The organism is Wolbachia endosymbiont of Culex quinquefasciatus Pel (assembly GCF_000073005.1).
Lineage (GTDB): Bacteria > Pseudomonadota > Alphaproteobacteria > Rickettsiales > Anaplasmataceae > Wolbachia.
The window spans coordinates 1,384,205-1,396,526 of record NC_010981.1 but is presented as its reverse complement, the minus strand read 5'-3'; the positions used below and the strand labels follow the sequence as shown (position 1 = coordinate 1,396,526).

Here is a 12,322-nt window from a genome sequence, read left to right as displayed (position 1 = left end):
TTTAGAATGGTATCCAATCAGCGTCTGAATTTTTCTCTTGTTCAGGAGTAATGACCGTAGCAATTCTGTTCCTATCTCCATAGGTATTATTAGCCTCAATGCCTACTTTTGCTGTGAACTCCAGGCCGTTTAAATCTGCAATTGAGTTGATTTTTCGCGCAAGAACTGCTTTTTCTGATGTGTCATTTGTATGAATATTACGAGCTGACTCTAAAATACTGCGAATCATAGAACGTCCAGATTCTCCCCAAGTATCTTCTTTACCTTCTGATTTGCCACTTTTAATACCAATTATTTGGTAAATCTTACATTTTGCGTATGGACCTTCAATGACGGTAAATTCAGCGTTTAAATAGATGCTGCCAGTATCATAGCTTTTAGTGAACCAATTTTCGTAACCACCAGGCTTAATTGCCATTTTTACCTTGACTATTGTACCTTTAGGTATTAAACTACTCTGTAGTTTCGCATTATTGAAATCAGTTAAAAAATCTTGCAGCATAAGTTGCCCCCTATATATCAATTGATTTTAAAAAAAAGCTCAGTTATTCCATTGATCAAGAAGCTGCCAGCTACCGTTGATCTTATCGATAAGTTTATTTGGCACACGTTCACCATTGCGTAGCTCAAATACTATTTGACGTCTGGTACTTTCCTCATCATAAGCAACCATCACCATGCCAGTAGTGTAAAATCCCCTGAGAGATCCAGCACCACTTAAGCCCTGAAATGGATCTTCTTCGAGCATTTTCTTGGATAATTTTTTCGTGTGATGCGTTAATATTATTCCAGCATTTGGGTTAATAGCATTACGTAGTTTTTCAAGAGTTTTTTGCAGAAAGAATAGCATAGCGCTATTATCGTTTTCATTGCCATACTCACTATTAAAGATGTTGCGCAGAGGGTCCACTGCCAAAATATCAGGCTTAAAGCGTTCCTTCGCAATTTCTTTTATGTAATTTATTTCTTCATGGCAAAATGATAAATGCACTTTTGGCGTAATTATTAGGTTATTAGCAGCTATTGCCAAAAGTTCTGGATCAAGTTGAAGACATTGCAAACGTTCCTTCATATATTCGTATTCAATTTCAGTTTGCATGTAGAAGATTTTCAAAGGTCTACTTGGAGTCATACCAAGAAAAGAAACACCTGCAGCCATATGGACAAGCCAAGAGATCAAAAAGTCACTTTTACCTATTTTAGGAGGGCCACCTAGAACCAATAAACTTCTCTGAGTTAAAATTCTTGGTGAGACGATGTCTTTCGGTATAGATGATTGGTCATTCAAATATTCTTTCATACTGAAAAAGGGAATCTTTTGACCAGTAGTTAAAAAGTCTTGTAACATATGTAACCTCCAAAAGTTAGTTGTGTGGCATAAATTGAGTAGAAGTAGAAAAGGTTTTAGTTTTGATTTTTGTAAGTAATTTACCTAAATGCGGCTCTTCAACCATATCAAGGCAACCACTACGATCTTTAGCAGGATATCCCCAAGAATTAATAGTATGGCAAACAAAGGAACGTACCTCTGTACCATCATCCTTCTTGATGCTTACCATGCTAATTACTTCATCAACAATACCAGGTATTTCACTGGCAGTTTTAGCTCCTTCGCATTGTGGTAGCCAAGTTGGGCGATTGAAGTCATCTAAATATTGACCTAACGTACCAACTGTAATGATATCTTTATTGGGAATATGTTGAAACTGATTGAGCCAAGCCATCATTTCTTGAGCAAGTAACCCGTATGCAGCTCTCATGTCTTGTTTGCCATTTCTGTCAGAGAAAGCTTCTGGTTGCATTTTTGCCCATAAAAGACATAACCGCGAGGCTACTGTAATACTGTCGATAAAAATACAGCTATATTTAGAGAATTCTAGATCTTTGTACTTACTGAATACATGCTCATAGTGTCTTTGACTATATGCTGAATCAGATTTTAATGCAGGATTAGGTCCACCAATTAGGCAGGCAATATCGCGAGCTTGATTCCAGGTACGAATACTTATAGAATCCCCTTGCCAATCTTGAACAGCAAGTAGCCCAGCTTCAAAATCAAGACAAAGTGTCGGTTCATTCAAAGTTTTAAGCAGACTGGTCTTACCAATTCCATATGGTCCGAAGATTACTATCTTCACACCTGTTACCATTTTTACTCTTTGTTCACTATTTATTATTTTTAAAGTCATAGTTTTATTACCCCTTCATAATATGTAATCGCAAAATGACGACGATTTGTTCAAAAATTTTCATAAATATATTTTGAGATGAGCAAGTTTAGCGCGTATTTGTTCTCTAATGTCATAGATGGTTGTTCTAGATATTCCATGTATTTCTGCGATTTCAGAGATACTATGAGATTCAAGCTGATAACAAATGTCCTGCCAGAGCTTTGGTAGTTTTGAAATTGCTTCGTTTATATCAACACTAGCTGCTACTTTATCTGCAAAATTACTATTTTCATCAATAACATCATCCAAGTCAGTAATATCAACAAATGCTACGCCTGCTTTACTACCACGTTTAGCACAGGATTGTTTGCGTAGAAGGCTTATTGCATGGTTTTTTATGACACTATGAATAAATGCATTTCTACCACTTTCTTCACCATTATACTGGCTTAAATCAGACCAAGTTTCACATAAGAGCTGCTGCTTTATATCTTCAATATCAGAATTAACACAGCATTTATAAGATTTAATTTGTCTAGCACGTTTTCGTATTTGTTTAATGATTGAAGGATCAATACCAGGATATTTATTTTTAGATTGCATATAGCACTCCATGAAAGATTGAAAGGAATAAGGATGAAGGGTTTTAACCTCACTTTGTACGGCATGGGAAAAATTCGTTCCCCCATATGAAAAAATAAAACTATTGATATTCTGGCCTTTTTTCTTGAAGCATCCCCCATGTGAAAAATTTGTTCAGACATGGTTCGGTGAAAAGAAGAAAAATAGGTTGATCCAATAAGATTTCTACTAAAGAATTAAAGATTTTATAAAACTTTTTTAACCCTATAAAGAAAGGTGAATTTTTTTGTCAGGCTTGTAAGAAATTTCTTTACAAACAACAAGCTATTGCATAGAGGTGGTATAATTCATTACAGAATCGTCTTGAAACGCAATTGAAGGTCATTTTATTTTTTTCTAAGCATTTGTTTAACCGCTTCTTTCTGGAGCATCTAAAATTCATAGTCCTCTATAATAATTATACCGGATTAGTCACAACTTTTTCCGGAAATTTTTCAAAAAAAGTTTAAATAATTTTAAAATTGGTTCGATAAAGCTCATCAAAAAGACAAAAATGATTAGGCCTTTTAAATCTACTAAAGACTTTGATTTTAAAACTCAGCATGTTTATCCTTCCACTGTTTGTTAGGTTTTTTATGTTCTTTCAAGTTAATTCAGCTTTAAAAAAAATTTCTTTATAACTAAAATAAAACATGATAAAGTTGGGCAGGAATCTTTTGCGAAGTTAAAATGTAGTGTTAATTGCCTTTTAATCGGTTTTAATGTGGTTTATAAGCGTTCTTTAGTTCAAGGTAGTATAATTGACCTTAAAGTCGTAGAATCTTTTAAAAACGCTATTGTGAGCCATTTGTTCTTTTTTATTCAATTTAAATATCTTAGTAATATTTTTGTAGTCTTTTTACTTTCATTAACATTTTATACTGTTTGTAATTTACTATTATTTATTATTACTTTTATTTATTACTCATATATATTATATAATAATATAAGGGTTTTAGGAACGTAGAATCAGCCATAATGGCCAACTTTAGAGGGGTGCTTTCTAGGAACACTTTTAGGAATAGAGAGTATAAAGTTTAGGTTTCTAGAGGTATTTTTCATTCCTTAATTTCTGATTACTGATTCAGTAACGCAGCAATAGGAACATAATTCAATTATTAGTGGTATGATTTTTTATATATTCTATCAACTTCTAGTTGAAGTTATAATATATAATGTATTCCAATGCTTGTAATAAAAAAATAGGGTAAACCCTCAGATGCTTGAAGAGCTTACCCGTAATTTTATCTACAACTAATTTTGTTATTGGAAAGACAAATAGAACATATTATGAATTTGCTTAAACTCTTCAATTATAGTCAAAAAGGGCTGTTTCTAATTTGTCTTGTTAGCAATGAGATTTGGTATAATACCTTCAGCTCCATGAATAAATTTTCCAACACCACGAGCAAAAGGGCCTTCTCTAACATCAAGCCATTTATCTTCTCTCGAGCCTGTAGACATTCCTTTTACTAACTTCTTTGTTTGTAGAAGTTCTTGTACTATACGCTCTAGTCTATCTCTCCCTAGACCATGAAGAATATCAGGTAATCTGTGCCGTTGTTTGTATACTCCTGTATTTCCTGTATGAGTGAATGGATGCCCTGCAACAGCAGATCTTGCAATTGCATCAACAAGATACATTTTAAGGTCTTTTTCACTAGCATTTTTACCTTTTAGTTGCACTGTTATATCTTCTAATAGCCCTGTTTCTTGGTTTCTCAGGTAAGTACGTACAGTTCGGTCAGCTAAACCATTTGCCTTAACAACTGCTCCATAAAATAACGCATTCTGTCTTGGAGCTTCTCCTATTGATTGAAAGATCTCTGGCTTAGCTGTACCTTCTACTGGCCAAAAAGCATATGAGCATCTGACACCATTAACAAGAGCAGATGTGCCTCTAATTGCATCACGTGCTTGTTCAGCAGTTAATATAGGCTTTTCTCCTTTTGGTTTTCTCAGATGATGAGCAGTAACTATCGAAGCTCCGGTACTACATGCTAAATCAGACAATAAACACATTAGATAATCTCCTACAGCAGGATCAGCATTTATGTCTGCATGAATAAACGATGCAAGAGGATCAAACACAACTAATTTCAGATCTTTAATTTTATCAAGTTGTTTTATTATAGACTCAAATTCAGGCGAAACTTCAATAATTTTACCACGAATACTTCTCAGTATTGTCAGTGATCCTCTTACGTTTGGTAGTGGTACTATAAACAGCTTATCTTTAAATTTTAATCTTTTACATTCAGGATCAAGACGTTCAAGCCGACGGTGTACCTCGCCTGCATCATCTTCTGCTGAAAAGATTACTACTGATCCATGTTCAGTAACAGGTGAACCAAAACCACATATCTGATCTGTGTCACTTGCAACCTTAAGCGCCAAATCGAGGAGTAGCATACCCTTACCTGTATCTCCCATAGCAGCTACTATTGAAGTAACACCCAAGGGAAATATTCCTTCAACAAGAAACTTTTGCTCTGGTACTGGACCTACAAAACGATCTGCACTCCAGTCTAAAATGTTCAGTGGTGGTCTAATAATTACCTTTTTCAAGTTATTTTCAATGAAGTCAGAAACATTTGTGTTTTCTTGTACATAGTCCGCAGCATCCCAACCTTTTGGTTTACCTTCTGGAATTTTGACTATAGAAAGCGATGCAATACCTAAGCTGAGAAGTTTTGTAGTAGCATTTTCAGCATATTGTTTACCAGGCTCATCGTTATCCGGCCAAATAACAATATGCTTGCCTTTAAGTTGTGACCAGTCAGTTTTGTCCGCATCTGCATTTGCTCCAGACATTGTGGTTGTTGCAGTAATTCCTTTTTCTATTAGTGCTTCTGCGCATTTTTCACCTTCAACAAGAATGATTTTATCAGACTTCAAAATACCAGGGATATTGTATAGTGGTCTTGTATCAGGTGCTTTATAACTCAACGTTTTAACATTAAAAGGCTTGTATACTTTTTTCTTTCCAGGAAAATCAGAACGGTAAACTTTTACAATCACCTGACCATTTTCATCATAATAATTCCAACTGTAGGTAATAAATTTCTCAAAGTCTTCGTCAATGTATTGCTTCTCTGTATATTTTTTGTTATACCCAAGCCACTCAGCTATAGAAGCCATTATCTCATGAAATTCTGTTTTGGAGTGTACTTCTGCCCAAAGATCAATAATATCACCACCTTGATTTGTTGCAAAATCTTTCCAAAGCCCAGCTTTACTACCAGTTAATTCTACTACTAAACTTTTTCCTCGATTACCATGTACATCACCTACATAAAACCTATTACCATGAAAAACCCCATTTGGTAGCAAGTAAGAAAGACAAGATCTGAGATCGGCCAGAAGCCTTAATTTTATGTTCGCTGTTTCTTCTGATGATGGTAGATAACTTTGTGAAATAGTATTGTTGAAATCGCATGAAATATTCATAAATTCTCCATTAAAACTTATCAGGGATTTTTTCTGTTTCCTCATAAGTAATTAATCGCAAAATGAAATGAATTTGTTCAGCGTAATTTGAAAAAACATAAAAAATAATATTTTTTTGAACATTCTGTGAAGTTTTTGCGATATATATTAGTAGAGGGGTATGAAAGTTTGAAACTCGTAATTTTCACTCCCACTATTTTCAAGAGGTAACTTAAGTGTCCATGTTATTGCTTAGGCTACCTCCAAACAAATATCTTACAGAATGTCAATACTAACACTGGACCTCGGCAAGCAAACGGGCTGGGCAATTCTTACAGATGGAGTAATTGAAAGTGGCAGTGAGAGTTTTCATACTAGTCGTTTTAGTGGAGGTGGCATGTGCTTCTTAAATTTTCGTAATTGGCTTAATTCTTTGAAAGAGATTTCTGTAGTGTATTTTGAGGAAGTAAGAAGACACTTAGGAACTGATGCTGCTCATTGCTACGGTGGTTTTCTTGCCGTTCTATCTGCTTGGTGTGAAGAACATCATGTGCCGTACAAAGGTGTTAATGTTAAAACTATCAAACGCTTTATAGCTGGTAATGGTAACGCAAGTAAGAGTGAAGTTATTGAAGCTGTAAAGGAAAAAGGGTTTTTACCTAGAGATGATAATGAATCTGATGCTTTGGCACTAATATTCTACGTTATGAATTTTAGTAAAGATTTTAACACATTAAAAATACCATAAAAGTGGGTCCTTTCGGCTATAATGGCGGGTTTGGTGGTGCTGACCTCAGGCCTTTTCTAGTGTTAGACATATTTTGAATATTAACTTTTTAATTATTAAGAATTTAAACATATATGAATTTAGCAATCCACTACTATCCTACTCGAGATCTAGTCGAATATGAGCGTAACCCACGTAAAAATGATGACGTAGTAAATAGAATGTGTGCTTCTATTCGGGAGTTTGGTTTTCGTATACCAATAGTTGCAAAAAGCGATGGGACTGTGGTTGATGGCCATTTAAGACTTAAAGCAGCAAGAAAACTTGGTATGGAGAGTATTCCAGTGGTCCTCAGTGATAATCTAAATGAACCACAAACCAAAGCTTTTCGATTGCTGGCAAATCAATCAGCTAATTGGGCAAAGTGGGATGATGAGCTTTTGAAAGTAGAAATTCAAGAGTTAGAAGATTTACAGTTTGATCTTAAAATGACTGGATTTGAATTAGAAAAAGTTCAACATTTCCTTGATGATTTAGATAGTGAAAAAGAAGATCTTTCTGACTTAGTTGTTGATGACAAAAAGGTAGAAATAACAAAACCAGGTGATCTATGGATTTTAGGTGATCATCGAATCTATTGTGGTGATAGCTCTGTAGTTGAATCATATAAAGCGCTGTTAGATGATAAAATGGCAGACATTACTGTTTGTGATCCTCCATATAACGTTGATTATGGTAGCAGTCAAGAAAGAGAGGATAAAAAGATACTAAACGATAATCAAGGTGAAAAGTATGAGCTTTTTCTCTACGACATCTGTTCCCATATTTTAGCATATACGAAAGGAGCAATTTACATCTGCATATCATCATCAGAGTTTTCAACGTTGCAAAAAGCATTTGAGGAAGCGGGAGGAAAATGGTCAACTTTTATCATTTGGGCGAAGAATCACTTTACGCTAGGAAGATCAGATTATCAAAGACAATACGAAGCAATGCTTTATGGATGGAAAAGCGGCAATAAACGTGAGTGGCATGGAGGAAGAAATCAAAGTGATCTGTGGTTTTATGATAAGCCAACACACAATACACTACACCCAACGATGAAGCCAGTAGAGCTAATGGAGAGAGCAATAGTAAACAGCAGCAGACCAGGAGACATAGTACTTGATCCATTTAGCGGCTCTGGCAGCACACTGATTGCATGTGAGAGAACAGGAAGAATTTGTAGAACAATAGAGCTAGATTCAAAATTTGTAGATGTAACGATAAAACGTTGGCAAGTGTATACAGGCAGGGAGGCAATTCTTTCTGGTACTGGTAAAACTTTTCCAGAGATTCAAGAAGAAAAAAAGGAGCAAAAAAAGTGAAATTAATAACACAAACAGAATGGGCAAGAGAACAAGGATTTTCAAAGCAATATGTCTGTTATTTAGTAAAGAAAGGAATAGTTGAGTTGGAGAATGGTTTGATCAATAGAGAACAAGCAAATGAAGCAGTAGCAGCAATAAGAGATCCAAGTCAACCATTGAGAAGAAAAAACTATTCAGAAAACGGAGAAAAACTTTCCACAATGTTGCTAAAAACGCGAATAAAAAATGAAATGGAACGAGGTAAACTGCTTGAGGCAAAAGCTAAGGCTGAAATAGGAGAGCTTGTAGCAGTAGAGGAAGTGAAAAACGAAGCATTTAATGTAGCAAGAGTTGTACGTAATAATCTGCTTAATATTCCAAATAGAGTTTCAGCGCTGCTTGCATCACTGAGTGACACTGAAAAGATTCATATGGAGCTAACTGAAGAAATTACAAACTCGCTTGAAGAATTATCTAACACTAAATTTTAAATATAAAATGTCTGCTCACTTAAGTTTAGAATTAATAAAGTGCCTCATTAATCAACCTGGATTAGATGTTAATGTTAGAGGATTAAATGGCAAGACACCACTACATTGCGCTATAGAATTTGACGAATTAAGCATGGTGGATCTGCTACTTACGAAGAAGAACATTAATCCTTTTGTAGAAGATAATGACGGCAAAACATCTCTTGATTACGCTAAAGAAGGAAAAAAAGCAGAAATATTAAAAGCGCTAATTAATAATAAATACGGGTCAGAACAAGATAGCTTACTTCATTTAGCTGCAATGGTGGGTGAGGTAAATGCTGTAAGGTACCTAATAAATAGAGGCATCGATGTTAATTCGCGTAATGCAATATTTCATACACCATTACATTTGGCAGCTGGTATTGGACATGTAGAAGTTGTAAAGATTTTAGTCAGAGAAGGAAATGCTGAAATCGAGGTTTTTGATGCACGAAATCAGACACCGATGCACTATGCAGTTAACAACAAAAAATTAGAGATAGTAAAGTTATTACTGGAGCTAGGAGCAGATGTAAATAGCGCACGTGTAGGACAAAATTCAATGAAATTATCACCTATTCATATAGCTGTAAGTAATACTAATTACGATGAAAGAGATTTGTGTTTGGATATCCTCAAATGCTTAATAAGGGAGCCTAATGCTCAAGTCAATTTGCAAGACTACGAAAATAAAACACCACTACATTATGCTGAAAGACTGAAAACAATAGAAGTTTTACTAACGCGAGAAGATATAGACCCTCTGGTAAAAGACGATAGTGGCAAGACACCATTTGATTACGCTAAACCTGAGATAAAGAAGGCTTTGATAAGTAATAAATACGGTTCTGAAAAGAATAGTCTACTCCATTTAGCTGCACAAAGAGGAGAAATTGAGCTTGTAGAGTCTATCTTAAAAGAAGAAATTGATATTGATATTTCAAATAATAAGAGTCTATCACCGATCTATCTTGCTGCAGAAAAAGGGCATTTACATGTAGTGAAGTTATTGCTGAAAAAAGGAGCAAACTATACACCTGTTCTGCACTTAGCAATCAAGTCAAATAATTTAGAATTACTAAAAGTTTTATTTAATGAAAAAAATGGAGCGTTACTCTGCAGAGATACCGTTGTTAATTTTCCAACCCTTCATAATAAATATATAGCACAGAGAGAAATAGCAGATAAAAGGATGAAAAAACATAATAATATTATCTGCATCTGTATTACAGTTAGCGCAGTAGCAATGGCAGCATATATAGGTTTAACAGCAGCAACAATAAGCAGTGCAATCATTTTTGCAACAATAACAGGGATATTTGCGCTTGTTGTAGCAATAATGGTAAGTGAGATGAACAAAAGATATATAGAAAAGGAATTTCAGAAAAAGATGTTTATGGAACTGGAGGAGTGTAGTTCTACTGTTAATGATGTTGCAATTGTGAGTAGATGCAGATAATGATATACGCTAGAGCTTTTTCTGAAGGTTTAAGACCAGATCCAGAGCTTAAAGTATCAGAGTGGGCGAATGAGTATCGAGTTTTAGCGCCAACTGCAGCATCAGAGCCAGGTAAATGGAGAACAGAGAGAACGCCATACCTTAAAGAAATCATGGATTCACTTTCTCCGTCCTCACCAGCAGAAAAAGTAGTATTCATGAAAGGAGCGCAGATTGGAGGAACAGAAGCAGGTAACAATTGGATTGGCTATATTATAGATCAGACTCCTGGTCCAATGTTAGTTGTGCAGCCAACAGTTGAAATGGGAAAACGTTGGTCAAAAGGAAGATTTGCGCCGTTAATAGAGAGTACACCATGTTTAAAAAGTAAAGTAAAAGACCCAAGGTCAAGAGATTCAGGCAATACTGTGCAAAGTAAGGAATTTCCAGGTGGAATAGTAGTAATAACCGGAGCAAATAGCAGTGTAGGACTAAGATCCATGCCAGTAAAATATCTCTTTCTTGATGAAATAGATGCCTACCCAGGAGATTCAGGAGGAGAAGGAGATCCAGTACTGCTCAGTATTGCTCGAACTAATACATTTGCACGTCGAAAGATTTTTTTAGTATCAACGCCAACGATTCATGGAATAAGCAGAATTGAGAAAGAATTTGAAGCAACAGATAAGAGATATTTTTTTGTACCATGTCCGCATTGTAATTACTATCAAGTTCTAAAATGGTCACAAATAAAATGGGAAAATAACGACTCAAGAACAGCACATTATGTCTGCACTGAATGTAGCGGCAAAATAGAAAATCATCAAAAGACAGAGATGCTAGAACGTGGAGAATGGAGAGCTACAGAGGCAAAAGAAGGGGAGAAAAAAGGATTTCATCTTTCAAGTCTTTATAGTCCAGTTGGGTGGTATAGTTGGCAACAAGCAGTAGAGGATTTTCTGCATGCAAAAGAAAGTGAACAATTACTGAAAGTTTGGATAAATACTACGCTTGGAGAAACTTGGGTAGATAAAGGAGAAGTACCTGATTGGAAGCAATTATTTAACAGGAGAGAATTTTTTCCCGTAGGCACAGTACCAAAAGGTGAAGTGGTTCTCACAGCAGGAGTAGATGTCCAAAAAGATCGGTTAGAAGTAGAAGTTGTAGCATGGGGAAAAAGCCGTGAAAGTTGGTCAATAGACTACCGAGTATTTGAAGGAGATACAGGAGGTAGGGAAGTATGGGGAAAACTCTCTGAGCTTTTAAATCATCATTTTATTGGTGAAAATGGGCTTGAATATATGATAAGCATGATGGCGGTTGATGCAGGGTATGCAACGCAGGAAGTATACAACTGGGTAAGAGGTCATCAGGGCTCTGGAAGAGTAATGGCAGTCAAAGGTGTAAATAAAGCTCTAGTGCCACTTAGCAGCCCAAGTAGAGTTGATATAACAGTTGGTGGTCAAAAGCTGAAAAGAGGAATAAAGCTCTGGCCAGTAGGAGTATCGATATTAAAGTCAGAACTTTTTCAATTACTTAATGTTTTAAAGGACGGTGAAGAAGCTCCAGCAGGATACTGTCATTTTCCCGAGTATGCACCTGAATATTTTAAGCAGCTAACGGCAGAGCAATTAGTCAGCAAAGTGGTAAAAGGATACACCAAACAAGAGTGGCAAAAGGTAAGAGAAAGAAATGAAGTGCTAGATTGCCGAATTTATGCGAGAGCAGCATCTATTGCACTTGGAATTGATCGTTGGCCAGAGAGTAAATGGAATAGTTTGAGTGGAAAAATGGAAAGCAAAAAGCCTAAAAAAGTAATACAGAGTAAGTGGCTTGGTAATCAAAATGTACAGTGAAGAATATTTAACTCAAGTTGAGAAAGCAATTCAAAAACTGCAAAGCGGAGAAAGAGTTGTCTCAATTGCATATGGTGACCATGTTGTGAGGTACGGGGAAGTTCAAATAAATGATTTATTGAATTTAAGACAACGAATTAAGGCTGAGTTAAAAGTTGCAGGCATGAGGCCAAAGAGGAAAATTGTTTTTTCAACGAGTAAGGGGATCATATAATGATG

General features: G+C 35.6%; 11 protein-coding genes. 6 read left to right on the top strand and 5 right to left on the bottom strand.

Features of this window, described 5'->3' with window-relative positions; all coding sequences use genetic code 11:
- Position 1 precedes the first annotated feature (1 nt).
- From WP_RS06580 to WP_RS06560, 5 genes are all read right to left on the bottom strand, one after another.
- Complete coding sequence (locus WP_RS06580; protein WP_007301871.1) at positions 2-502, bottom strand: hypothetical protein; 501 nt, start codon at positions 500-502, stop codon at positions 2-4.
- Between the two features lie 39 nt (positions 503-541).
- Entirely contained in the window at positions 542-1,348 is an 807-nt protein-coding gene (locus WP_RS06575; protein ID WP_007301870.1) for an AAA family ATPase, read from the bottom strand.
- A gap of 16 nt (positions 1,349-1,364) precedes the next feature.
- Positions 1,365-2,189 (bottom strand): ATP-binding protein, encoded by an 825-nt coding sequence (locus WP_RS06570; RefSeq protein ID WP_012482039.1) that lies wholly within the window; start codon positions 2,187-2,189, stop codon positions 1,365-1,367.
- A 60-nt stretch (positions 2,190-2,249) separates the two neighbouring features.
- The gene (locus tag WP_RS06565) at positions 2,250-2,774 is read right to left on the bottom strand and encodes a sigma-70 family RNA polymerase sigma factor (RefSeq protein ID WP_007301868.1); all 525 of its coding nucleotides are present in this window, start codon (positions 2,772-2,774) and stop codon (positions 2,250-2,252) included.
- Positions 2,775-4,127: 1,353 nt separating this feature from the next.
- A complete protein-coding gene (locus tag WP_RS06560; RefSeq protein ID WP_370397693.1) occupies positions 4,128-6,242 on the bottom strand; it encodes an AAA family ATPase in 2,115 nt (704 codons plus the stop codon).
- 262 nt (positions 6,243-6,504) lie between these two features.
- Here WP_RS06560 and WP_RS06555 point away from each other — a divergent pair, with 262 nt between their 5' ends.
- From WP_RS06555 to WP_RS06530, 6 genes are all read left to right on the top strand, one after another.
- Entirely contained in the window at positions 6,505-6,969 is a 465-nt protein-coding gene (locus tag WP_RS06555; RefSeq protein WP_007302865.1) for a crossover junction endodeoxyribonuclease RuvC, read from the top strand.
- A gap of 113 nt (positions 6,970-7,082) precedes the next feature.
- Positions 7,083-8,315, top strand: coding sequence for a DNA modification methylase (locus WP_RS06550; protein WP_007302943.1), 1,233 nt, complete (start codon positions 7,083-7,085; stop codon positions 8,313-8,315).
- Entirely contained in the window at positions 8,312-8,788 is a 477-nt protein-coding gene (locus WP_RS06545) for a hypothetical protein (protein ID WP_007302942.1), read from the top strand. The genes WP_RS06550 and WP_RS06545 overlap by 4 nt, the downstream gene beginning before the upstream one ends.
- A gap of 7 nt (positions 8,789-8,795) precedes the next feature.
- Positions 8,796-10,268, top strand: a complete 1,473-nt coding sequence (locus WP_RS06540) for an ankyrin repeat domain-containing protein (protein WP_012481772.1) — start codon at positions 8,796-8,798, stop codon at positions 10,266-10,268.
- Complete coding sequence (locus WP_RS06535; protein ID WP_012481771.1) at positions 10,268-12,103, top strand: phage terminase large subunit family protein; 1,836 nt, start codon at positions 10,268-10,270, stop codon at positions 12,101-12,103. The genes WP_RS06540 and WP_RS06535 overlap by 1 nt, the downstream gene beginning before the upstream one ends.
- Positions 12,093-12,317 carry a gpW family head-tail joining protein gene (locus WP_RS06530; protein ID WP_007301848.1) on the top strand — a complete coding sequence of 75 codons (225 nt, stop codon included), beginning with the start codon at positions 12,093-12,095 and terminating at the stop codon, positions 12,315-12,317. The genes WP_RS06535 and WP_RS06530 overlap by 11 nt, the downstream gene beginning before the upstream one ends.
- The last annotated feature ends 5 nt before the right edge of the window (positions 12,318-12,322 follow it).